The 22,072-nt window shown below is 75.1% G+C and carries 21 protein-coding genes; 9 read left to right on the top strand and 12 right to left on the bottom strand.

The annotated features are described in order from the left end of the window. Positions 1-74: 74 nt before the first annotated feature. The 3 genes from GA0070562_RS08195 to GA0070562_RS08185 form a co-directional block, all read right to left on the bottom strand. The gene (locus GA0070562_RS08195) at positions 75-869 is read right to left on the bottom strand and encodes an isocitrate lyase/PEP mutase family protein (protein ID WP_091417934.1); all 795 of its coding nucleotides are present in this window, start codon (positions 867-869) and stop codon (positions 75-77) included. Next, positions 869-1,870 (bottom strand): cytochrome P450, encoded by a 1,002-nt coding sequence (locus GA0070562_RS08190; protein ID WP_254663756.1) that lies wholly within the window; start codon positions 1,868-1,870, stop codon positions 869-871. Before GA0070562_RS08190 ends, GA0070562_RS08195 begins: the two co-directional genes overlap by 1 nt. A gap of 97 nt (positions 1,871-1,967) precedes the next feature. After that, complete coding sequence (locus GA0070562_RS08185) at positions 1,968-2,711, bottom strand: ArsR/SmtB family transcription factor (protein WP_091417927.1); 744 nt, start codon at positions 2,709-2,711, stop codon at positions 1,968-1,970. A gap of 127 nt (positions 2,712-2,838) precedes the next feature. Here GA0070562_RS08185 and GA0070562_RS08180 point away from each other — a divergent pair, with 127 nt between their 5' ends. Continuing rightward, positions 2,839-5,034: a glycoside hydrolase family 43 protein gene (locus GA0070562_RS08180; RefSeq protein WP_091418481.1), complete on the top strand. Its 2,196-nt coding sequence runs from the start codon at positions 2,839-2,841 to the stop codon at positions 5,032-5,034. A gap of 155 nt (positions 5,035-5,189) precedes the next feature. On the opposite strand, the gene GA0070562_RS08175 is transcribed toward GA0070562_RS08180, so the two are convergent. Genes GA0070562_RS08175 through GA0070562_RS08160 form a run of 4 tightly spaced genes read right to left on the bottom strand, consistent with a single transcriptional unit; the run spans position 5,190 to position 7,988 of the window. Beyond that, entirely contained in the window at positions 5,190-5,639 is a 450-nt protein-coding gene (locus tag GA0070562_RS08175; protein WP_217493416.1) for a hypothetical protein, read from the bottom strand. A 23-nt stretch (positions 5,640-5,662) separates the two neighbouring features. Then, entirely contained in the window at positions 5,663-6,196 is a 534-nt protein-coding gene (locus GA0070562_RS08170) for a 2'-5' RNA ligase family protein (protein ID WP_091417918.1), read from the bottom strand. Between the two features lie 44 nt (positions 6,197-6,240). Next, complete coding sequence (locus GA0070562_RS08165) at positions 6,241-6,846, bottom strand: response regulator transcription factor (protein WP_091417915.1); 606 nt, start codon at positions 6,844-6,846, stop codon at positions 6,241-6,243. Beyond that, positions 6,843-7,988, bottom strand: a complete 1,146-nt coding sequence (locus tag GA0070562_RS08160; RefSeq protein ID WP_091417911.1) for a sensor histidine kinase — start codon at positions 7,986-7,988, stop codon at positions 6,843-6,845. Before GA0070562_RS08160 ends, GA0070562_RS08165 begins: the two co-directional genes overlap by 4 nt. 132 nt (positions 7,989-8,120) lie before the next feature. On the opposite strand from GA0070562_RS08160, the gene GA0070562_RS08155 reads away from it, so the two are divergent. Both GA0070562_RS08155 and GA0070562_RS08150 read left to right on the top strand, forming a co-directional pair. Continuing rightward, complete coding sequence (locus GA0070562_RS08155) at positions 8,121-8,948, top strand: hypothetical protein (RefSeq protein ID WP_091417908.1); 828 nt, start codon at positions 8,121-8,123, stop codon at positions 8,946-8,948. Positions 8,949-9,065: 117 nt separating this feature from the next. Further along, a complete protein-coding gene (locus GA0070562_RS08150; RefSeq protein WP_091417905.1) occupies positions 9,066-10,823 on the top strand; it encodes a DEAD/DEAH box helicase in 1,758 nt (585 codons plus the stop codon). A 72-nt stretch (positions 10,824-10,895) separates the two neighbouring features. Here GA0070562_RS08150 and lon read toward each other — a convergent pair whose 3' ends face one another. After that, complete coding sequence (gene lon, locus GA0070562_RS08145) at positions 10,896-13,232, bottom strand: endopeptidase La (RefSeq protein ID WP_091417901.1); 2,337 nt, start codon at positions 13,230-13,232, stop codon at positions 10,896-10,898. A gap of 233 nt (positions 13,233-13,465) precedes the next feature. Here lon and GA0070562_RS08140 point away from each other — a divergent pair, with 233 nt between their 5' ends. Next, complete coding sequence (locus GA0070562_RS08140) at positions 13,466-13,813, top strand: histone-like nucleoid-structuring protein Lsr2 (RefSeq protein ID WP_091418478.1); 348 nt, start codon at positions 13,466-13,468, stop codon at positions 13,811-13,813. Positions 13,814-14,015: 202 nt separating this feature from the next. On the opposite strand, the gene GA0070562_RS08135 is transcribed toward GA0070562_RS08140, so the two are convergent. Together GA0070562_RS08135 and GA0070562_RS08130 are read right to left on the bottom strand one after the other, a co-directional pair. Beyond that, positions 14,016-15,302, bottom strand: coding sequence for a hypothetical protein (locus GA0070562_RS08135; protein WP_175438671.1), 1,287 nt, complete (start codon positions 15,300-15,302; stop codon positions 14,016-14,018). Between the two features lie 255 nt (positions 15,303-15,557). After that, a complete protein-coding gene (locus GA0070562_RS08130) occupies positions 15,558-16,406 on the bottom strand; it encodes a PDDEXK family nuclease (protein ID WP_254663755.1) in 849 nt (282 codons plus the stop codon). 124 nt (positions 16,407-16,530) lie between these two features. On the opposite strand from GA0070562_RS08130, the gene GA0070562_RS08125 reads away from it, so the two are divergent. After that, entirely contained in the window at positions 16,531-17,622 is a 1,092-nt protein-coding gene (locus GA0070562_RS08125; protein ID WP_091417890.1) for a DICT sensory domain-containing protein, read from the top strand. 32 nt (positions 17,623-17,654) lie between these two features. Next, positions 17,655-18,377: a helical backbone metal receptor gene (locus GA0070562_RS08120; RefSeq protein WP_091417886.1), complete on the top strand. Its 723-nt coding sequence runs from the start codon at positions 17,655-17,657 to the stop codon at positions 18,375-18,377. A 23-nt stretch (positions 18,378-18,400) separates the two neighbouring features. Here GA0070562_RS08120 and GA0070562_RS08115 read toward each other — a convergent pair whose 3' ends face one another. Then, complete coding sequence (locus tag GA0070562_RS08115) at positions 18,401-19,099, bottom strand: CBS domain-containing protein (RefSeq protein WP_091418477.1); 699 nt, start codon at positions 19,097-19,099, stop codon at positions 18,401-18,403. Positions 19,100-19,317: 218 nt separating this feature from the next. Between GA0070562_RS08115 and GA0070562_RS08110 the strand changes: the two genes are divergently transcribed. After that, complete coding sequence (locus GA0070562_RS08110; protein ID WP_393352885.1) at positions 19,318-19,899, top strand: hypothetical protein; 582 nt, start codon at positions 19,318-19,320, stop codon at positions 19,897-19,899. A 153-nt stretch (positions 19,900-20,052) separates the two neighbouring features. Beyond that, a complete protein-coding gene (locus tag GA0070562_RS08105; RefSeq protein WP_091417882.1) occupies positions 20,053-20,421 on the top strand; it encodes an FKBP-type peptidyl-prolyl cis-trans isomerase in 369 nt (122 codons plus the stop codon). Between the two features lie 54 nt (positions 20,422-20,475). On the opposite strand, the gene GA0070562_RS08100 is transcribed toward GA0070562_RS08105, so the two are convergent. Continuing rightward, positions 20,476-20,853, bottom strand: coding sequence for an STAS domain-containing protein (locus GA0070562_RS08100; RefSeq protein WP_225853418.1), 378 nt, complete (start codon positions 20,851-20,853; stop codon positions 20,476-20,478). Positions 20,854-21,038: 185 nt separating this feature from the next. On the opposite strand from GA0070562_RS08100, the gene GA0070562_RS08095 reads away from it, so the two are divergent. After that, positions 21,039-22,058, top strand: a complete 1,020-nt coding sequence (locus GA0070562_RS08095) for an SMP-30/gluconolactonase/LRE family protein (protein WP_091417876.1) — start codon at positions 21,039-21,041, stop codon at positions 22,056-22,058. Positions 22,059-22,072: the final 14 nt, after the last annotated feature.

The raw sequence follows: 22,072 nt of genomic DNA, 5'->3' as shown, positions 1-22,072 counted from the left end.
GGCGTGATTGGGCCTGCACACACCGTAATGAGCCGAGAGGGCGACGATCGTCCCATCTCCCCCGAAGTGCCCGATCAGGTGGCGGACGGTTGCGCCAGCGCCTGCACCTCCTCGTACCCGGGTGGTGCCGGCAGGCCCGCCTCGCGCCCGGCGGCGACCGCGTCGGCCAGGTGCAGCGCCGCGCCGAGGGCCGCCCGGAACAGCAGCGAGCCGGTGCTGACCCGGCTCACCCCGAGCCGCCCGAGGGCGGCCAGGTCCGGGCCGCCCGGCCGGTACAGCACGTTCAGCGGCAACCCCGCCTCGCCGGCCAGCACGCCGACCAGGTCGTCGGGCGCGCCCGGAACGAACAGGCCGTCGGCGCCGGCGGCCCGGAACAGCGCCGCCCGCCGCCGCGCCTCGTCCAGCGGCGACGGCACGCCCAGCCACCAGGCGTCGGTGCGGGCGTTGACGAAGACCTGCGGTACGGCGGCGCGGACGGCCGCGATCACGGCGGCCACGTGCTCCGCCGGGGCCAGGCGCCCGTCCGGGCGGCCGTCCTCCAGGTTCACGCCGACCACGCCGAGCGCGGCCAGTTCGCCCACGAACCCGGCGACCTCCGCCGGGTCGTCGTGGAAGCCGTCCTCGACGTCCACCGTCAGCAGCGCCGGCAGGTCCCGCAGCCGGTACGCCAGCTCCAGCGTCTCGGCGCGGGTGGCGCGGACCGCGTCCGGCCGGCCGGTGGCCGCCGCCACGCCCAGGCTGGTGGTGCCGATCGCCGGGTGGCCCCTGGTGGCGAGCGCCGCGGCGGAGGCGTGGTCCCAGGCGTTCGGCAGCAGCAGCGGTTCGCCGGGCCGGTGCAGCTCACGGAATGCGCGGTACCTGTCGGTCATCACCGGGTCACCTCGAGTCGGGTCGTCGGGACGTCAGGGATCGGGGCGGCGGGACGGCAGCGGCGGCGCAGCACGCCGACCACACCGGCGGCCAGGGCGAGCGCGTGCCGCTGTCCGGGGCAGCCGCGGGGACCGGCGCCGAAGGTCAGCGCGGCACGCGCCCGGCCGGCGCGGAAACGGTCCGGCTCCGGGAAGGCCGCCGGGTCGCGGTTGGCCGCGTCGAACCGGAGCAGCAGCAGCTCCCCCGCGCGCACCAGCCGGCCGTCCAGGCTCAGCGCGTCGGCGGCGACCCGGCGGGTGACCCGCACCGGCGGGTCGAGGCGCAGCACCTCGGCGAGCAGCGCGTCGGTCCCGAGCCCGTCCGGCGCGGCGAGCCCGTGCCGGACGGCGGCCACGATCAGCCCGGCGGTGGCGTCGGCGGCCTGCACCAGCAGCCCGAGCCGGTTCGCGGTGACCTCGGCCGGAGCGGGCGGCGACATGACCAGCAGCGCCGCCACCGCCCGGTCCGCCCGCCGCACCGCCGCCGGATCGGCGCCCGGGTGGTAGGCGGCGGCCACCGCCGTCACCTCCGCGACGGCCGCCGCCGGGTCGGCCAGGCCGAGCCGTTCCGCCAGCACCACGAGGGGTACCCGCCGAGCCAGGTCACCGGTCACGTCCACCCGGCCACCGCCGTTCTCCCCGGTCGCGGCGCGGTCGAGGATCCGCTCGGTCAGCCGTTCGGCGGCGAGGCGCAGTTCCCGTGGGTCGAGCGCGTCGAGCGCCGCCACCCCGACGGCTCGCCGCGCGGGATGCCGGTCCGGCGGACTGAACCGGCTCACCGAGGCACGCAGCCACGCCAGGCTGCCCTCCGGCCCCTCCTCGGCGGGCGGCACCACGCAGCGGGGATCGGTCAGGACGGAGACGACGTCCGCGTACCGGGTGACCACCCAGCCGCCGTCGCCCGAGGTCGGCGGCCCGCAGGGCGGTGTGCCCGGAGCAGCCGTGATCGTCGGTGAATCCATCGCCCGACCGTAGGGCGCTGACAGTTCGGTCCGGACCGAACGATCCGGCCGGGCACACCGGCGGTCAGGCGCGGGCGGGACCGGTGCCGCGGGCGGATCAGGCGCGCGCCGGGCCGCTGTCGCGGGATGCGGGCGGGGCCAGCAGCGCCGGGTCGAGCGCGAGCGCCTCGGCCAGCGCGTCCCGGCCGGACGGGGTGAGCCGTACCGCCCGTCCGGTCCCCCGCGTCGTCCAGCCGAGGTCGAGGAAGCGCCCGCACAGTGCCGCCCCGACCGCGCCGGCCAGGTGCGGGCGCCGCTCGGTCCAGTCCAGGCAGTCGCGGACGAGCGGCCGCCGCGTCGCGCGCAGCGGTTCGACCGGTACGCCGAGACCGGCCAGCCAGGTCACGCCGTTGCCGGTCAGCGCCAGGCCGCCGGAGCGGTCGAGCACACCACGGTCGAGCAGGGCGTCGTACAGCAGCACGCCGAGCCGCCCGGCCAGGTGGTCGTAGCAGGTGCGGGCGTACGCGAGGGCGGCGCCGGCCGACGCGGCGCGCAACGTGCGGGGCGGGGTGGCCGGGGCGGGCGCCCGCGCGGCCAGGTCCTCGACGAGCTGGGCGACGCCCGGGTCGGCGAGGCGGACGTACCGGTGACGGCCCTGCCGCTCCTCGACGAGCAGGCCGCCGGCCACCAGCCGGGTGAGGTGGTCGCTCGCGGTGGACGCGGCGACCCCGGCGGCGCGGGCCAGTTCCCCGGCGGTCCAGGCGCGGCCGTCGAGCAGGGCGAGGCAGAAGCCGGCCCGGGTGGGGTCGGCGAGCAGCGCGGCGAACCCGGCGAGTCCGCGGCCGTCGGCGCCAGTGGTCATCGGCCCATGCTGGCACGGGCACGGTTCGGGCCGCGCCGAACGGTGCCCCAGTTCTTTACACAGCCGTCTCCAACGTTGTAGAAACGGGGGCACCGCAGTGACCTCCGTCTACTCCGAGGCAGGCCCGATGGGACACCTCCGCCGCGGTGGCGCGCTCGCCGCCGTACTCACGCTTCTGCTCGCCGGCGCGGCCCCCGCGTCCGCCGCCGGGCCCGACCGCTACCGCAACCCGGTCTCCGCCGGGTTCGCCGACACCTTCGCCGACCCGGTAGTGGTGCGCGGCGACGACGGACTCTGGTACGCCTTCGGCACCTCCGACCCGCTGCGCGAGGGCGAGGGGCGCACACACCGGGTGCCGATCGCCCGCTCCGCCGACCTGGTCGACTGGGTATACGCCGGCGACGCGTTCGCCCCGGACCAGCGGCCCGCCTACGCCGCTCCCGGCGCCGCGTTCTGGGCGCCCGACGTGCGGCGGGTGGCGGGCCGGTGGGTGATGTACGTGACGGTCACCGACACCACCGTCTCCGACGACACGTTCGACACCGCCGTGGGCGTGGCCACAGCGCCGAGCCCGGCGGGCCCGTGGACGTTCGCCGACACGCCTGTGGTCGCGCCGCGCCCGGGTGCCGGCGGCGGTTACCTGTGGACGATCGACCCGAGCCAGCTCACCGGCGCCGACGGCCGCCACTGGCTCTACTACGGCAGCTACTACGGCGGCATCTCGGTCACCGAGCTGTCCCCGGACGGGCTGCGCGCCGTCGGCACCTCGACGCCGGTCGCGGTCGACAACAAGTTCGAGGGCGGATACGTGCTGCGCCGCGACGGCTGGTACTACCTGTTCGCCTCCACCGCGAACTGCTGCGCCGGGCCGGCCACCGGCTACTCCGTCCAGGTCGGCCGGTCCCGTGACCCGCGCGGCCCGTTCACCGACCGCGACGGGCAGCGCCTCGACGTGTCCCGGGCCGGCGGCACGCCCGTGCTCACCCAGAACGGCAACCGCTGGATCGGCACCGGGCACAACGCGGTCCTCACCGACCTGTCCGGGCAGGACTGGATCGTCTACCACGCGATCGACCGCGCCGACCCGTACCTGGACGAGCCGTTCGGCGTCAACGAGCGGCCGATGCTGCTGGACCGCCTCGACTGGATCGACGGGTGGCCCACAGTGAACGCGGGCGCCGGCCCCTCCGACACCGCCCGGCCCGCGCCCGTCACCACCGGCCCGGTCGACGCCCGTTTCGCCACCGCCGACCTGCGCGGCTGGCGGGCCGAGCACGGCCGCTGGCAGGCCGCCGGCGGGGTGCTGACCGGCAGCGGCACGCTCACCTCGCGTACCCGGATCGGCGGTGACCTGCGGGTGGAGACCGACCTGCGGCTGACCGGCGCGGCCACCGCCGGGCTGCGGCTGGGCGGCGTGGACGTCCGCGTCGGGCGCGGCCGGCTGACCGCCGGCGCGGCGACCACGGCGCTGCCCGCCGGCCTCGACCTGCGCGACCGGCACAACCTCGCGATCGAGGTACGCGGGCGGCAGCTCGTCGCCACGCTCAGCCCGTCCCGCCTCGGCGACCCGGTCGCCCGGGTGTCGCTGCGCCTGTCCCGCCCCGCGGCGGGTGACCTCTCCGTGCGTGCCGAGGGCGGTCCGGCCGAGTTCGACAACGTCAGCGCCGCCCGGCTCCACCGGTCGGTGCGGCACGCCGTCCCCGACCCGCGCGTCGGCCCGGTGCTGCGCGGCTTCAGCGACGAGTTCACCGGCGGGCTCGACCCGGCCTGGCAGTGGGTACGTCAGGACCCGGCCGCCACCGTGTCCGGCGGCGCGCTGCGCTGGCCGGTGCAGGACGCCGACCTGTCCGGCACCGGCAACACCGCCGGGGTGCTGCTGCGCGACGCGCCGGCCGGGAACTACGTCGCCGAGACGAAGGTGACGCTGGACCTGGGCGAGGACAGCGTGCGCAACTACCAGCAGGCGGGCCTGGTCGCGTACGTCGACGACGACCGGTTCGCCCGGCTGACCCAGGTGGCGATCTGGAACACCCGGCAGGTGGAGTACGGCTACGAGCTGCCCTTCGCCGGTCAGCCCGTGTACGGCGGCAGCATCGTCGGAACCCCCGGCACCACCACCTGGCTGCGGCTGGCCCACCGGATCGACCCGGTCGACGGCGAGCACGAGTTCCGGGCCGGGTCCAGCCGCGACGGCAAGCACTGGACGTGGGGCGCGGTGTGGACCTTCCCGGCGGGCACGACGCCCCGGATCGGGCTGGTGGCGCACGGCGGCGCGGCACCGGCGGTGACGGCCGAGTTCGACTACCTGCGCTTCCACCGCTGATCCGCAGGAACCCGCAGCGGTTGCGGCCCTCGCCCCACACGGCGGGCGAGGGCCGCAGCGCTTCGGCTGCCAGCACAAGAGACAAGATCAATCATCCGGTGTCAGATCCGTCTGCCACCGGATCACCCAAGACCGACAGCGCCGGTCCGACGCTCTCAGTCAGACACGACTATTCGCCGTTCACCACTGAACAGCCTCGCTACGAGATCATCGCTCGACCGGCAGCTCACCGCACCCGCCACCGCTTCGGCAGGCACAACCTCGGCTATCGGTGCGGGAACGCCGCCTCCCCACGTATCCCACCCCTCGATGAAAATGTGATCATCGAGAAACGCGCCGGTCAGGCCGGTGCGCTCCGCACGCGCCACTTCCATCTCGAGTTCTTCGAGCATCCGCCTGAGAGACTCCGCCGTTACCGCTCTCCGGGCGCCGATGCTCCAGCAGCCGAGCCAGCCACTTCCGGCCACCAGACCCTCCGGCGCCACGCACACCCAGAATCGGGTGGAGACAGCGGCGTCACCAGCTACCACCACAGCGATCAACCGCTGCTCGACGTGGATCAAAACCTTGTACCGGGCCGCCAGGGACCAGTCGTCCTCCTGCACCAGTGCCAGGTACGGCGCCACGCTCAGCCGCCGGAACGCGGGCAGGCGGTGCTCAGCTCGCTGACCGTGCGGGTGTCTCCGTCGTAGCTGCGCGCCGCCACGAACGACCCGGCCGGCGGGTGCGCCGCGGCGACCGCCCGGGCGCGGCGCCGGTCCGCCGCGCCGAACCGCAACGCCAGGCTCAGGTGCGGCACCCACCGGCCGGGCAGGTGCCACGAGTGCCCGCCGGACGCCTCGGCGAGCACGTCCCAGACCGCGCCGTGCAGCGCGACGAGCTGCGGTGTCGGCCGGACCAGCCACACCAGCGGCGCGCTGCCGTCGAGCACCGCCACCCGGCCCAGCCGCACCGGCAGCGGCAGCGCCGCGTCGCAGAGATCGGCCAGGCGCTGCTCGGCGCCGGGCGGGAACTCCTCGACCGAGGCGAGCGTCAGGTGCGGCCGGTTCGTCGGGTGCGTGTTGCGGGCCAGGCTGGGCAGCCCGGCGGCGGCGAGCCGGTCCCAGGCAGCGCGAACCGCCGCTTCCAGCTCGGGCGAGCAGAGCAGTTCGACCGTCCGCACGTGATCAGGCTAGTCGGCGTCAGCCGCCCGCGACGCCCCCTACGTCAGAGCCAGCCGGCCTCGCGCGCCCGCCGCACCGCCTCCGCCCGGTCGGCGGCGCCGAGCTTCTGCACACAGGCGCTCAGGTGGTTGCGGACCGTTCCGGCCGCCAGATGGGTCCGCCGGGCGATCACCGCGACCGGGGTGCCCAGCTCGGCCAGCCGCAGCGTCTCCAGCTCACGCGGCGTGAGCGGGCACTCCGGCAGCGTGAGCGCCTCGGCCGCGAGTGCGGGATCGACGTAGCGGGCGCCGGAGTGCACCCGGCGGATCACGTCGGCCAGCGCGCCGCCGGGGGCGCCCTTGGCGAGGAACCCGCGTACCCCGGCGGTGAGCGCCGGCCGGAGCTGAGCGGGCCGGCCGTGTCCGGTGAGGATCACCGGGGCGCAGCCGGGCAGCGCCCGGGTCAGCTCGGCGGCGACCTCGACGCCGCCGGGCGGCGGCATCTCCAGGTCGAGCACGGCGACGTCCGGGCGGTGGGCCAGCGCCGCGTCCAGGGCGCTGCGCCCGTCGTGGGCGTGCGCGACGACCTCGATGTCCGGTTCCAGGTCGAGCAGCGCGGCGAGGGCGAGCCGGATCAGCTCCTCGTCGTCGGCCAGCAGCACTCGGATCACGGCGTCACCGGCACTGTGGCCACCAGGTTGAACACGCCGCCGGCGACGTGCGTCCGAACCCGGCCGCCGGCCGGTGCGAGCCGGTCGGCCAGGCCGCGCAGGCCACCGCTGAGCCGGTCCGGTCCGCCGTCGTCGCGGACGCCGTCGTTGCGTACGGTCAGCGTCACCACGCCGTCGGTCCGGGTGATCTCGATCCGGCACCAGCCTGCCCGGCTGTGCCGCAGCACGTTCGTCCCGGCCTCGCGCAGCACGGCGGCCAGGTCGGCGGCGATCGGCGCGGGCACCTCACCGGCCGGCGGGACCACTGTCGTGCGTACCCCACTGGAGCGCAGCACCTCCCCCACCGCGGCGGCCTGCTCGGCCAGGTCGACGGCGCGGTAGCCGTGCACCGCCGCCCGTACCCGGGTCAGCGCCGAGCCGGCCAGCCGCCGGGCCTCCGCCGCCTCCCGGGCGGCCCGGGCGGCGTCGCGCGGCGCCAGCCGCTCCGCCAGCTCGGCCTTGAGCGCGATCACTGTGAGGTCGTGGCCGAGCAGATCGTGTACGTCCCGGGCGAAGCGCAACCGTTCCTCGGCCGCGGCGAGCCGCGCCTGGGCGGCCTGCCCCTGCCGGGCCTCGACGAGCAGGTCCCAGAACCAGACCTGCACCCAGGTGAGCGCGGCGATCCCGGCGCCCACGACGCCGGTGACCAGCAGCGCCGCGGGCACCGGCCCAACTGTCGACCAGGTGACGGCGGCGGACACCGCGAGTACGCCGGCCGCCGCCACCGCCGCGACGACGGGCCGGAACAGCAGCGGCGTCATGCCGACCAGGGACGCCCCGAGCCACGCCCAGGTGGGCCAGGATCCGGCTGCGACCGGGCCGAGCAGCGGCAGGCTGAGCAGCGCCGCCACGATCAACGCGGCGTTCCGGCGGCGGCGGGCCGGTACGGGCAGCCACGGCGTGACCGCCGCGTGCAGCACCGCGATCTGGGCGACGGTGAACGCGAGCAGCCCGGCGGCGCCGAGCACGACGCGTACCGGGTCGGGTTCACGGGCCAGGCCGACGACGGGCAGCAGCACAGTGGTCCACACGTTCGTGGCCAGCGACAGCAGGGTGACCCGCCGGGCCCGGCGCAGCCGGTGGTCAGCGGAATCGACTGTCATGCCCGCCGATCCTAGGGCGTGCGCCGGCTCGCCCACCCCCGGGAGATGTCACGGCCGGACCGTGCGATCCGCACGGTTTCCCGGTGACGGACGCGCCTTCTCCGGTGCGCCGGGCGGCGGCAGGGTCAGGGCATGACGGACATGACTGTGGTCGTACCCCGGCGGTGGGCCGGGTGGGCGCGGACCCGGCACCTGGCCGGGATGGTGGTGGCGATGGTGGCCGGGATGGTGCTGCTCGGGCCGCTGTGGCAGGTGGGCGGGAGCCTGCTGGACGGCACGGCGGTGCTGGCGCGGCCGGACGTGGGCGCGCTGGTGATGGCGACGGACATGGCGGCGGGCATGGCCGCGTGGATGTGGTACCGGGGGGACGGCCGGGCCGCCACCGCGGAGATGTCGGCGGCCATGTACGTGCCGTTCCTGCTGCTGCTCCCGCCCTGGTGGGCCGGGTGGGTCGGGGACGACACGCTGCTGCTCGGCGGTCACCTGCTGATGGTGCCGGCGATGCTGCTGGTGGCGCTGCGGCACCGGCACACGGCCGCGGCGCCGCCGCGCCGGCACCCGGTCGCGGCGGCCGTGGCGCGGGGGTGGCCGGCCGGGCTGGGGCTGCTCATGACCGTGGACATGTGGTTCGCGCCTGCCGTCTTCGCGCCGTGGACGCTACTGGTCCTGCCCGCCGGCTACCTGCTGATCGGCACCTGGCGGCGGCAGTGGGGCGACCGGCGCGTGCTGGCCGCGCAGCTCGCCGGGGCGGCCGTGTGGGGCGGCCTGGCGGTCGTGGCGATGACCGCGTCCGCCGACGTCGCCGGGGTGCTCGTCGGGGTGGGCTGGCTCGTCCACGCGGCCTGGGACGCCTGGCACCACCGCACCGGCACGGTGGTGCCGCGCGGGTACGCGCTGTGGTGCGCGGTGTTCGACGTCGGGGTGGGTCTCACCACGCTGCTGGCCGTCCTGTCCCGGTGATCCGGCGGGGGCACGGGGCTGCGCCGGATCACCCGGAGGGGACGGCACGGCGTGGCGCGGCGAACGTTTACCCCGGTCGCCGCGACCGCCGGTAGGCGGTGATGAAAAACTTGTCGGATGAGCGCCGCACCGACCCCGACCGACCCCGCCATTTCCGACGACGCCGAGGACACCGCCGCCTTCGCGGATCTCGGGCTGCGCACCGAGTTGCTGGGCGCGCTTGCCGCGCTCGGCTACGAGGAACCCACCCCGATCCAGCGGGAGGCGATCCCTCCGCTGCTGGCCGGGCAGGATCTGCTGGGACAGGCGGCGACCGGTACGGGCAAGACCGCCGCGTTCGCCCTGCCGCTGTTGCAGCGGATGCCGGTGGGCCGGCCGGACGGCGACCCGGTGTCGCTGGTGCTGGTGCCGACCCGTGAGCTGGCCGTGCAGGTCTCCGAGGCGTTCCACCGCTACGGCAAGGACCTGGGCGCCCGGGTGCTGCCGATCTACGGCGGTCAGCCGATCGGCCGGCAGCTGCGCGCGCTCGACCACGGGGTGGATGTGGTGGTGGCGACGCCGGGCCGGGCGCTGGACCACATCGCCCGCGGCACGCTGCGGCTCGGCGCGCTGAGCACCGTGGTGCTGGACGAGGCGGACGAGATGCTCGACATGGGCTTCGCCGAGGACATCGAGGCGATCCTGGAGCACGCCCCGGCCGGCCGGCAGACGGTGCTGTTCTCGGCCACCATGCCGGCCCGCATCGACGGGCTGGCCCGGCAGCACCTGACCGACCCGGTCCGCATCCGGATCGAGCGGGAGCGGCCGGTCGCCGGGGAGGCGCCCCGGGTGCGGCAGAGCGCGTACATCGTGGCCCGGGGGCACAAGCCGGCCGCGCTGGGCCGGGTGCTGGACGTCGAGTCGCCCACCGCGGCGATCGTGTTCTGCCGCAGCCGTGAGGAGGTGGACCGGCTCACCGAGACGATGAACGGCCGGGGCTACCGGGCCGAGGCGCTGCACGGCGGGATGAGCCAGGAGCAGCGGGACCGGGTGATGGGCCGGCTGCGCTCCGGCACGGCCGACCTGCTGGTCGCCACTGACGTGGCCGCCCGGGGGCTGGACGTCGAGCAGCTCACCCACGTGGTCAACTACGACGTCCCGTCCGCCCCGGAGTCGTACGTCCACCGCATCGGCCGGGTCGGCCGGGCCGGGCGGGAGGGCGTGGCGATCACGCTCGCCGAGCCCCGTGAGCACCGGATGCTCAAGACCATCGAGCGGGTCACCGGGCAGCGGATCGCCATCGACAAGATCCCGACGGTGGCGGACATGCGGACCCGGCGGCTGGAGCTGACCCAGGCCGCGCTGCGGGAGAGCCTGCTGGAGGACGACCTCGACCCGTACCGGGTGATCGTGGAGTCGCTGACCGACGAGTTCGACCTCGTCGAGGTGGCGCTGGCGGCGGTGAAGCTGGCGCACGAGGCGACGTCGCCGGGCTCGGACGACGAGGAGGAGATCCCGCAGGTTCCGGTCCGGGGCCCGCGCGAGGGCCGGCCGGAGACCGGCGGGCGGGGCGAGCGGCGGGGCCCGGGGCGGCCGCGCACCGGCGGCACCACCCAGGTCTTCATCGGGCTGGGCCGGCGGGCCGGGGTGCGGCCGCAGGACCTGGTGGGCGCGATCACCGGGGAGACCCGGATCAACGGCCGGGACATCGGCTCGATCGAGATCGCCGACCGGTTCTCCCTGGTCGAGGTGCCGCAGGCGGTGGCCGACGAGATCATCGCCGGGCTGCGGGGCACCACCATCAAGGGGCGCAAGGCGACGGTACGCCGGGACCGCGACGGCGACGGGCCCGGCGAGCGCCGCGAGCGGGGCTACGAGCGGCGCGACCGCCCCTGAGCCCGACGCGACCCGCGGGCCGGCACGACGTCGCCCCGGCCACCGTACGCACGGTGGCCGGGGCGACGGTCGTCAGGCCGCGGCGAGCGCCGGACCGTCCAGCGACTCCGTGCCGATCTCGACCGGGCGCAGCGCCAGCGCGAGCACGTCCGCCACGTCGGACAGGGTGTGCACGGTCAGCGCCTCCCGCACCTGCGCCGGCAGGTCGTCCAGGTCCGGCTCGTTGCGCTTCGGGATGATCACCTCGGTGAGACCGGCCCGGTGCGCGGCGAGCAGCTTCTGCTTCACCCCGCCGATCGGCAGCACCCGGCCGGAGAGCGTCACCTCGCCGGTCATCCCGAACTCGGGCCGCACCGGCCGCCCGGTCACCAGGGACGCCAGCGCGGTCACCATGGTGATGCCGGCGCTCGGGCCGTCCTTGGGTACCGCGCCCGCCGGGACGTGCAGGTGGATCCGCCGCCCGGCCAGGGCGTTCGGGTCCAGGCCGTACCGCCGTCCGTTCGACCGCAGGTACGACCACGCGATGTGCGCGGACTCCTTCATCACGTCGCCGAGCTGACCGGTGAGCGTCAGCCCCGGCTCGCCCTCCATCGTGGTGGCCTCGATGAACAGCACGTCGCCACCGGCGCCGGTGACGGCCAGGCCGGTCGCCACACCGGGCACGGCCGTCCGCTCGGCGGACTCCGGGGTGAACTTCGGCCGGCCCAGGTAGCGGACCAGATTGCCGGCGTCGACGTGCACCGGCGCGGAGTCCGTGGCGAGCGCGACGGCCACCTTGCGCAGGATCTTCGCGAGGGCCCGTTCGAGCTGCCGGACGCCGGCCTCCCGGGTGTACTCGCCCGCGATCAGCGCCAGCGCGTCGTCGGCGACGGTGACCTCGTCGGTGGTCAGCCCGGCCCGTTCCCGCTGCCGGGGCAGCAGGTGGTCCCGGGCGATGGCGACCTTCTCGTCCTCGGTGTAGCCGTCCAGCGCGACCAGCTCCATCCGGTCCAGCAGCGGGCCGGGGACCGCCTCGACCACGTTGGCGGTGGCCAGGAACAGCACGTCGGACAGGTCGAGGTCGACCTCGAGGTAGTGGTCGCGGAACGTGTGGTTCTGCGCCGGGTCGAGCACCTCCAGCAGGGCCGCGGCCGGGTCGCCGGAGTAGCCGGCGGCCAGCTTGTCGACCTCGTCGAGTAGCACCACCGGGTTCATCGAGCCGGCCTCGCGCAGCGCCCGCACGATCCGGCCGGGCAGCGCGCCGACGTAGGTGCGCCGGTGGCCCCGGATCTCCGCCTCGTCCCGCACACCGCCGAGGGAGACACGGACGAAGTTGCGGCCCAGCGCCCGGGCGACCGACTCGCCGAGGCTGGTCTTGCCGACACCGGGCGGGCCGGCCAGGGCCAGCACCGCGCCGGAGCCGCGTCCGCCGACCACGCCGAGGTTGCGCTCCGCGCGCCGGTTGCGCACCGCGAGGTACTCCAGGATGCGGTCCTTCACGTCGGCCAGGCCGGCATGGTCGGCGTCGAGCACGGCCCGCGCCGCGGTCAGGTCGGTGTTGTCCTGGGTACGCGTGTTCCACGGCATCTCCAGGACGGTGTCCAGCCAGGTACGGATCCAGCCCGCCTCGGGTGAGGCGTCGCTTGCTCGTTCCAGCTTGCCGACCTCGCGCATCGCCGCCTCGCGCACGTTCTCCGGCAGGTCTGCGGACTCCACCCGGGAGCGGTAGTCGGCGGAGCCGTCCGGCTCGTCCTCACCGAGCTCCTTACGGATCGCGGCGAGCTGCTGGCGGAGCAGGAACTCGCGCTGGGACTTCTCCAGCCCCTCGCGTACGTCGCTGTTGATCTGCTCGGTGACCTCCTGCTCGGCCAGGTGTTCCCGCACCCAGCCGACGAGCAGTTCCAGCCGGGCGGTGACGTCCGGCGCGGCGAGCAGCTCGGTCTTCTGCGCCAGGCTGAGCCAGGGCGCGTAGCCGGCCGAGTCGGCCAGCTCGGACAGGTCGGTCATCCGCTCCATCGCGTCGATCACCTGCCAGGCGCCGCGCTGCTGCAGCACGGACGTCATGAGCGCGCGGTACTCGCGGGCGAGTTCCCGGGCGCGGCCCGCCGGTGCGGGCTCGTCGAGTGTGGTCGCCTCGACCCAGAGCGCGGCGCCGGGCCCGGGCACGCCGGAGCCGATGCGGGCCCGGGCCAGACCACGGATGACCGCCGCCGGCTCGCCGCTGGGCAGCCGGCCCACCTTCTCGATCGTGGCGACCACGCCGACGGAGCCGTACTCGCCGTCGATGCGGGGTACGGCCAGCAGTTCCTTGTCGCCGGTGGCGCGCGCCGCGTCGACGGCGGCCTGGGTCGTCGGGTCGAGGGTCACCGGGATGACCATCCCGGGCAGCAGGACGGCGTCGGTCAGGGGAAGTACCGGAAGAGTTGCCATCGAACACCTGCCATCACGTTGGTTGAGCGTGTCTGGCTCAAGTAACAAAACGTGTCCCTTGTTCCGGGTTGTGACCCACGCCACTCCGGAGCGCCGCGTTCCCGCGCTGCGCACCCAATGGCGGGACCGTTTACCGCGACCCGCCGAATGGAGAAGGCGGCTATTGTTGCGGAATTACCGCACGGTAGGTCAAACTCTTAGCCACACCCCGCCCGACACAGGGAGTAATGGCGATGGCAAGGAAAGTAATCACTGTTCTGACCGACGACCTCGACGGCGGAAAGGCCGATCGGACCGTCGAGTTCAGCCTGGACGGCGTGGCGTACACGATCGACGTCTCCGACGAGAACGCGGGCGTCCTGCGCAAGGCGCTGGATCCGTACATCAGCGCTGGCAGGCGAATCGGCCGGGGAGCGCCCGAGGTCAACCGCGGCGCCCGCCGCACCACCCGGCCGAGCACCTCGGGAATGGACCGCGAGCAGAACCGCGCCATCCGGGAATGGGCCGCCAAGAACGGGTTCGAGATTTCCGAGCGCGGGCGCATCCCGGTGTCCGTGGTCGAGGCGTACAAGAACCGCTGACCGCCACCGGTTCACCGTCGGGCATCCCGGGGTCACGCTGAGAAATCGGTGTGGCCCCGATCGGCTTTCTACGGTTGCTGCTTTTCATCCGACCGGATACCACCGGCATGAAATTTCCTCCGGGATCGGCTCCCACCGCCCATACGCGAAACGGCCGCGGCCGCCCGGAGGAGTCCCCGGACGGCCGCGGCCGTTCGTCCGCTCAGTTGACCCGGATGCGCACCACGTCGATGGCGGGGGTCTGGTTTGCCCGCTCCATCATCGGGATGCGGTGCGAGCCGTCACCGGCCCAGACCGCGCACTGCGCCACGCCCGACTGCGCCAGGCCCGGGATCTGAATCAGCACGTCGTCCGGCTGGTTGCCGCCGCGCCCGTCCTCGGTGGCGACGAAGAAGGCCGGCACGTCCTGCGGGTTCGGGGGCTGCCGGTTGCTGCCGAGCATCCGGCAGGCGGTGTGGAAGTGGCCGCGCACCAGGCCCTCACCGTTGAGCAGCGAGCTCTCCAGGTAGTAGCCGCCCTGGCCGGCGGCGAGGAAGCGGTCCCGCACCAGGTTCTTGGTGGTGACCCGGAGCGTGAACGGCTGGTTGCGCCGCACCTGGTTCGGGAACTGCGTGATCAGCAGCGACGGGTTGTTCGCCGCGGCGCCCACCTCACCGAACGCGGTGCTCACGCACCGGTTGCCGTTCTGGAAACCGTCGTGGGCCTGAAGCTGGCTGTCGGAGCAGTCCTTGGCGAGCACGTTCAGGCCGTTGCCGCCGCCGTTGTTCTGGCCACCGCCGTTGTTGTTCCCGCCGCCGTTGTTGCCGCCGTTCTGGCCCCCGTTGTTGCCGCCGTTCTGGCCCCCGTTGTTGCCGCCGTTCTGGCCCCCGTTGTTGCCGGGAGTGTCGGTCAGCGCGCACTGGGCGAGCTGGTCCAGGCCCTGCGGGCGCTGGGCGACCCGGCCGATGGCGGTGGCGATCCGGTTGAGCGCCGCGGTCCGCTTGTCCGCGAGCGGACGCAGGATCGCGTTGTTGATGAAGTCGCCGCCGTTGCGCCCCTCCGCGGCGAGCCGCCGGTTCGCGTCGGCGATCTGGGACTCCAGCAGCGCCAGGGTGCGGTCCACCTCGGCGCGGGCCCGGTCGGGCACCTGCGGCAGCCGGCCACGGACGTCCGGGCAGGCCACGGTCGGGGTGCCGGCGCCGGCGCCGCCCGCGTTGGTCTGCTGGCACTCGGCCGGTGACATCTGGCCGTCGCCCCAGTGGCTGCGGACCCAGCGGCCGTTCTGCCAGGTACGGGTGGTGCTGCCCTGGCCGTTCGGGGCGGTCGCCCCCGGGCTCGCGGGCACGCAGGACGCCGACGCGGCGCGGGTGGTCGTCCGCCGGTCCTGGGCGGACGAGATCTGGGTGACGGCGACGATGCCGCCGAAGACCGCGAGCGTGCCGACCACCGCCAGCAACCGCTTGCTCCGCGCGTTACCGGATGACCGGCGCGCCCGTGTGGACCTGCGCATCGAATTGCTCTCCTTCTCGATCCGGTAGTTGACTGGTGATCCCGGCGGACCGACGAATTCGGGGTGTGAGATCACTGCGACGCTCAGTCGCACGTCAATGGCCGACGGTGCCCTTTCCGCACCGTCTCCGCGCCGTCCGGGCGCGGCGGGGAAGATCTGCATCCATTCCCGATGAGGTACGGAGCGCCGTCGGCGAAGGTTCAACCGGAGATCGGAAAAAAATCGAAAGTCGCCGTCCTCGCCGGCGAGGACGGCTCAGTCGGCGCAGAGATGGTCGAAGGCGAACCCGCCGTCGAAGGAGTCCCGCCGCGCGGCCAGCGCGCGTACCCGCCGGAGAAGCTCGTCACGGTCCAGCAGGGACGGCGCGGCGCCGTCGAGGTCACGCAGCCGCTCCCCCAGCGCCACCACGGCCAGGTCCTCGGCGAGCCGCCCCGGCTCGACGCCGCAGGAGAAGCCGCGCGAGGTCAGCCGGACCCGCTCCAGCAGGCAGCGGCCGGACCGCACCTCGGCCCAGGCCCAGCCCTCCGCCGGGCCGTCTGTCCAGCGCACGTGCAGGCCGCGCACGATCGGATCGGCGATCCGGCCCGCCACGTACGCCTCGACCGCCTCGACCCGGGCCAGCGCGCCCAGGTCGTTCACCGGCCCCTGCCGGCCGTCCGGCAGGCGGCCGATGATGTCCCGGAAGCCGACCGCGTCGCCGCCGTCCGGGTCGGTGCCGTCGGCGTAGGCCCGCGCGTCCAGCACGTACTCGGCGAACCGGCGGACCTGCTCCGCGCCGCCCAACGCCGGCGACTCGACGCGCAGCAACGGCAGGCCGACGGCGGCGCAGACCGCGTCGGTCAGCCGTTCGGACCGCCGGGCGGGCGATCCGTCGGGGACGGGCGCGGTGAACCGCACCGCGAAGCGCGGCAGCCCGGTGTCGGCGGCGCAGACCACCAGGTCGAGCGACGCCCGCCCGGCGGTGCTCCACTGGCTGCCGGTGACCCCCGGCGGGCGGCCCTGCACCATCTCGCCGAGCCGCCGCCTGCCGTGGCCGACGTGGCCGGCACGGACCAGGGACGGCGCGACGCCGGGCGGGACCGGCCGCAGCCACGAGGCGGTCACGCTGCCTGTGCTAGTCATCTCGCCCCGATCCCCCTCGCCCGGCCGACGTCCGAGTGTAGGCGCTGCGGCGCGACCGGTCCGGCCGACCGGTGCGCTACCGCGCCCGTCCCTCTAGGCTCTGCCCGTGCCCAGCGGACGGACCCCGGAACAGTTCACCAAACGCAGCCTCGTCGCCGTCTCCCACGCCATCGAACGCGCCGCGCTCGCCGAAGCCGAGGACGGCCCGCTCGTCGTGCTCGCTCTGTTCCAGCGGCTGCCGTACTTCGCCCGGGAGCGCGAGGTCTACCGGCGCATCGCCGGCCGCGCCGCCGTGACGGTGGTGGCGATGGTCGGCGGACCGCCGCCAGACCTGCCCGAGGGCGCCTACGGCGTGGCGCTGGACGAGGCGGAGGCGCTCGCCCGGGAGTGGACGGTGGTGGCGCTGAGCCCGCGTTTCGGCGCCACAGTCGTCGCACACGACCGGGCCGAGGTGGCGCCCACGCCGACGCTGGAGTCCGGCCGCCTGTTCGAGGGGCGCTGGGGCTTCCGCCGCGACGAGGCGCTGCACGAGGCGATCCGGCTGCGCGAACAGCTCGCCGAGCGGCTGCCCGCCGCGGCACGTAACGCGCTGGACGAGGCGATCGCCCGGGTGCGGGACATCCCGGCCGGGCCGGGCGAACCGCGCGCCGAGGCGGCACTGCGGCTGCTGGCCCGCCGCGGCGACCGGAACAACCAGCCGGTCGAGCCGGCCGAGACGATGCTGGACGAACCCGGCCTGGCCCGGTGGTCCGGCGCGGACGGGGTGACCGCCTCCGGCACGCTGCCGGTGGCGCTGGTCGGCCTGCGGGTGGACGCGCCGCCCGGCTCGCCGGAACGCTTCGGCCGCCGCGGTGTCGCCCGGGAGGGGCACGCCGTGCTCACCGCGATCACCGCCGTGCTGCGGCCGGTCGACCGCGCGCTGCGCGTCACCGAGAACGAGTTCCAGCTCCTCCTGCCGGGGCTCGACGAGCCGGCAGCGCTGGAGGTGGTACGCCGGCTGCACGACGCGATCGGCGCGCTGGCCCGCTCGTACCCGTTCATGGCGTACACCGTGCACGCGGCGGTCGGGGTGACCACCCGGCGGCCGCTGCCCACGGCGGACCTGCGCGCGGCGGTCGACTGGGCGGCACGCAAGGGCGTGCCGGTGGCGGGCCTGCCGACGGAGACCGCCGACGCCGTGGCCGCGCCGGCCCACTGACCGGCCGGTCCGGCTCGAGGGGAGGAGACGCGGTGCGGGTGGTGTCGCTGGTGCCGTCGCTGACCGAGGCGGTCGCGGCCACCCGCCCGGAGGTGCTGGTCGGGGCGACCGACTGGTGCACCCATCCGGAAGGGCTGGACGTCGCCCGGGTCGGCGGTACGAAGTACCCGGACCTGGACCGGGTGCTCGCGCTGGAGCCGGATCTGGTGCTGCTCAACGAGGAGGAGAACCGGCTGGCCGACGCCGAGGCGCTGCGCTCGGCCGGGGTGCCGGTCCGGGTCACCTTCCCGCGTACCGTGCCGGAGGCGCTCGACCAGCTCGGTGAGCTGGTGGTCGCGCTCGGTGCGCCGGCCGAGCCGCCGTGGCTGCGCTCGGCCCGCCGCGCGTGGGCCGCGCTACCCGCGCCGGGACGGGTCCGCACCGCCGTGGTGCCGGTGTGGCGGCGGCCGTGGGTGGTGCTGGGGCGGGACACGTTCGCCGGGGACGTGCTGGCCCGGCTCGGTGTCCGCAACGGCTGGGCCGACGACGCGGAACGCTATCCCCGGCCGAGCCTGGACGCGCTGCGCGCCCGGACGCCGGACCTGGTGGTGCTGCCCGACGAGCCGTACCGGTTCACCGCCGACGACGGGCCGGAGGCGTTCCCCGGCGTGCCGGCGGCGCTGGTGTCCGGCCGGCACCTCACCTGGTACGGCCCGTCGCTGGCCGAGGCACCGGCGCTGCTCGCCGCCCAGCTCGCCGTGCCGGGCCCTGCCTGACCGGGGGGCCCGGGTGGCGGCGCTCAGGCGACCGGGGTGGCGTGCACCGGGTCCAGCTCCATCAGCGTGGTGTCGTCCACGTCGTACCCGATCGTGTTGTGCACCGCGACCACGCCCGCGACCTGGGCGGCGAGACGGCCGGCGAGTTCGACGGCGCTGCGCCGGTCCAGCCGCCCGTCCATGGTGACCTCGCCGCCGCGGACCTGAACCGTGACCAGGCCGTCGCGCACCGACAGCACCCGGTACAGCACCTCGTGCACGACCTCCTCGCGGATCTCCGCGTCGGTACGCAGGTGCACACGTAGCAGGTCACCGCGGGTGACGATGCCGGCCAGCCGGCCCAGGTCGTCCAGCACCGGGAGCCGCTTGACCGCCTCGTGGTCCATCAGCCGGGCGGTCGCCGCGAGCGACGCCCGTTCGTGCGTGGTGACCGCGGGGGCGGTCATCAGGTCCCGGGCGACGAGCGCGCCCGCCTTCTCCCGCGCGGTACGGCGGCGCCGCCCCTCGAAGACCCGCCGTTCGTCCGGGTGGCCGGACCGCTCCACCTTGTGCAGAAGGTCCGCCTCGGAGATCACCCCGAGCACCCGGCGGAACGAGTCCACCACCGGCACGCCGCTGATCCGCTGCCGGACCAGCACGTCGACGACCTCGCGGTACGGCGTCTCCTCCGTCACCGTCGCGACGTCCCTGGTCATCACGTCGGCCACCTGCCACGTCCTCATCACGACCTCCTCGTGCCGGGCCTCCACCTGCGACGGTAGGCGGCCGGCGGGTGCCCTGGTCAGGGCCGGCGGACCGGCTGCCACGGGCCGACCGGACCTGGTACGGACGGGACCAATGACCCGGTCACGAGGGCACCTCTCGGCCCTGCTCCCGGGCGCCGCGCGGCGGTGAAATGAATGTGCCACCGGGAAGCGCGGTGCGAGGCACAGGAAGGGACGTGGAGACCATGACCGCGACAATCGAGCGGACCCCCGCCGTGAAGCGGACCCCCGCCGCCACCATCGCTCCGGCGGCGCACACCGAGACCACCCGCCAGAAGGCCACCCGGTACGTCTGGGCCGGACTGCGGCTCGCCCTGGGCTGGGTGTTCCTCTGGGCCTTCCTCGACAAGATGTTCGGCCTCGGCCACGAGACCCCGGCGAAGAACGCCTGGATCAACGGCGGCAGCCCCACCAAGGGCTTCCTGGGCAACGCGGTGGAGGGCCCCTTCGCCGGCTTCTACCAGAACCTGGCCGGCGCGGCCTGGGCGGACTGGCTGTTCATGCTCGGCCTCCTCGGCATCGGTGTCGCCGTGATGCTCGGCATCGGCATCCGGATCGCCGCCGTCGCGGGCGGGCTGCTCCTGGTCCTGATGTGGACGGCCGTGCTGCCCCCGGCGAACAACCCCTTCATGGACGACCACCTCATCTACGCGGGCCTGCTGGCCGGCCTGGCCCTGGTGGGCGCCGGCAACACCCTCGGCCTCGGCCGGGTCTGGGCGAGGCTCCCCCTGGTCCAGCGTCTCCCCTGGCTGAAGTGACCAGCTCGCCCCGGGGCGGGCGTCGCCGACAGGCGATGCCCGCCCCCTTTCGTGTCCCCGCCACGCCGGTGTGCGGGGACCGGCGCGTATCGGCCGGTCGCGATCCGGCAGGATCGACTGTGACCACACCGTCAGCATCCGAGGAGACCGCTCATGGACAAGCCCGAGGTCGGCCCGATCGAGGGCGCGCCGCCCGCCGATCTCGTCGTCGAGGACATCACCGTCGGCGACGGCCCGGAGGCCCGCCAGGGCCAAGTGGTGAGCGTGCACTACGTGGGCGTGGCCCACTCGAACGGCCGCGAGTTCGACGCCTCGTGGAACCGGGGTGAGACGTTCGAGTTCCCGCTCGGCGGCGGCCAGGTCATCGCCGGCTGGGACCAGGGCGTCGTGGGCATGAAGGTGGGCGGCCGGCGCCGGCTCACCATCCCGCCGCACCTGGGCTACGGCGCCCGGGGCGCGGCTGGCGTCATCAAGCCGAACGAGACGCTCGTCTTCGTGGTGGACCTGCTCGGCGTGCGCTGAGCGCAGCGCCGTCCACGTCGGCCGTCGGCGCTCGCGCCGGCGGCCGACGTCTGCTCAGGCCGCGCAGGCCACCAGCTCGTGGGAGCGGCCGGACAGGTCCTGCGAGCGGTCGGAGCAGCGCACCGGGAGCACCCGGTGCAGGCCGGTCACCCGCAGCACCCGGGCCACCACCGGGTCGGGGTCGGTGAGCACCAGCTCGCCGCCGCGGGCCCGGACCCGCAGGTGGGTGGCGACCAGCGCGCGGACACCGGCGGCGGAGAGCAACCGCACACCGGACAGGTCGACCCGCAGCACCGGCCGGGCCGGCGCCGCCCAGAGCGCTGCCCGGAAAGCCGTCACGGAGGCGATGTCGATCTCGCCGACCGGGCGCAGCTCGACCACGTGATCGTGCACGTCCATCGCCACGTGGAAGCGCTCAACGCTGTGTACCATGCGGCCAAACCTACCCGGCCCCACCGACATTTCCGGACCTCGCGGCGGGTGTTCCGGGTAGTGTCCGGGAACCGACCCCGAGCCGTCTCAGGGTCATCCCGCAGCCGCCACGCCAGGCCGCGCGGGAAGCGGCGAAACGCCGTCGGGGACTGCCCAGCGCGACGCGTCCGGGCCACAATGAGCCGATGGTCGTACCCCGCCCGCGTGCGCCCCTGCTGATCCGGCCGGTCCGCGAGCCGGCGACAGTGCCGCCGCCGCTCACCGGCCCCTGGGCGCCCGCGGACACCCGGCTCGACCGGGCCGACCTGCTGCCGCTGCCACCCGGCGGGCACGGCCCGGAGGACGTGGTGGTCGACGGCGACGGCCGGGTGGTCAGCGGCGACGAGGACGGCCGGCTCTGGTGGTGGCCGTCCGACTCCCCGCCCGGCACACCGCCGACGCTGCTGGCCGAGACCGGCGGACGGCCGCTGGGCATCGAGCGCGATCCGGTCGACGGCGGGTTGCTGGTCTGCGACGCGTACCGAGGGCTGCTGCGGGTCGACCCGGCCGGCCGTGTGCACGAGCTGACCGGCACCGCGCCGCCGGTGCATCTGGCCGACAACGCGGCGGTGGCGCGCGACGGCACCGTCTACTTCACCGACTCGTCCGACCGGTTCCCGCTCTCGCACTGGAAGCGTGACCTGCTGGAGCACCGGCCCAACGGGCGGGTCCTCGCGTACGACAGGCGCAGCGGGCGCACCGACGTGGTCGCGGACGGGCTCTACTTCCCCAACGGGCTCGCGCTGACCCCGGACGAGTCGGCGCTGATGCTCGCCGAGACCGCCACCCACCGGCTGCTCCGGGTGGACCTGCCGAGCGGGCGGGCCACGGTGCTGACCGACCTGCCCGCGTACCCGGACAACGTCTCCGCGGTCGGCGACGGCACCTACTGGGTCGCGTTGCCCAGCCCTCGGCTCCGCGCCATGGAACGGCTGCTGCCGCATCCCCGGGTGCGGCAGATCGTGGCCCTGCTACCCGGCGCGGTGCAGCCGCAGCCGCGCCGCTACGGGCTGGTCGCGCTGGTCGACGGCACCGGCCGGGTGCTGCGCACGCTGCACGGCCCGAGCGGGGCGTACCCGATGGTCACCGGCGTGCGGCAACACGGCCGCACCCTCTGGCTGGGCAGCCTGACCGCGACCGGGGTGGCCCGCGTCGACCTGGACTGAGCACGACGCGGGGC

The sequence above is a fragment of the Micromonospora tulbaghiae genome (assembly GCF_900091605.1).
Lineage (GTDB): Bacteria > Actinomycetota > Actinomycetes > Mycobacteriales > Micromonosporaceae > Micromonospora > Micromonospora tulbaghiae.
This window is presented reverse-complemented; position numbering and strand designations above follow the sequence as displayed.

What these genes read in the sequence shown, in the direction of transcription:
- GA0070562_RS08155 (WP_091417908.1), top strand. Translation starts at nt 8,121, where the DNA reads ATGACGGACATGACTGTGGTCGTACCCCGGCGGTGGGCCGGGTGGGCG.
- GA0070562_RS08185 (WP_091417927.1), bottom strand. Translation starts at nt 2,711, where the DNA reads ATGACCACTGGCGCCGACGGCCGCGGACTCGCCGGGTTCGCCGCGCTG.
- lon (WP_091417901.1), bottom strand. Translation starts at nt 13,232, where the DNA reads ATGGCAACTCTTCCGGTACTTCCCCTGACCGACGCCGTCCTGCTGCCC.
- GA0070562_RS08195 (WP_091417934.1), bottom strand. Translation starts at nt 869, where the DNA reads ATGACCGACAGGTACCGCGCATTCCGTGAGCTGCACCGGCCCGGCGAA.
- GA0070562_RS08135 (WP_175438671.1), bottom strand. Translation starts at nt 15,302, where the DNA reads ATGCGCAGGTCCACACGGGCGCGCCGGTCATCCGGTAACGCGCGGAGC.
- GA0070562_RS08095 (WP_091417876.1), top strand. Translation starts at nt 21,039, where the DNA reads ATGGTCGTACCCCGCCCGCGTGCGCCCCTGCTGATCCGGCCGGTCCGC.
- GA0070562_RS08115 (WP_091418477.1), bottom strand. Translation starts at nt 19,099, where the DNA reads ATGAGGACGTGGCAGGTGGCCGACGTGATGACCAGGGACGTCGCGACG.
- GA0070562_RS08105 (WP_091417882.1), top strand. Translation starts at nt 20,053, where the DNA reads ATGGACAAGCCCGAGGTCGGCCCGATCGAGGGCGCGCCGCCCGCCGAT.
- GA0070562_RS08150 (WP_091417905.1), top strand. Translation starts at nt 9,066, where the DNA reads ATGAGCGCCGCACCGACCCCGACCGACCCCGCCATTTCCGACGACGCC.
- GA0070562_RS08190 (WP_254663756.1), bottom strand. Translation starts at nt 1,870, where the DNA reads ATGGATTCACCGACGATCACGGCTGCTCCGGGCACACCGCCCTGCGGG.
- GA0070562_RS08140 (WP_091418478.1), top strand. Translation starts at nt 13,466, where the DNA reads ATGGCAAGGAAAGTAATCACTGTTCTGACCGACGACCTCGACGGCGGA.
- GA0070562_RS08100 (WP_225853418.1), bottom strand. Translation starts at nt 20,853, where the DNA reads ATGGTACACAGCGTTGAGCGCTTCCACGTGGCGATGGACGTGCACGAT.
- GA0070562_RS08180 (WP_091418481.1), top strand. Translation starts at nt 2,839, where the DNA reads ATGGGACACCTCCGCCGCGGTGGCGCGCTCGCCGCCGTACTCACGCTT.
- GA0070562_RS08160 (WP_091417911.1), bottom strand. Translation starts at nt 7,988, where the DNA reads ATGACAGTCGATTCCGCTGACCACCGGCTGCGCCGGGCCCGGCGGGTC.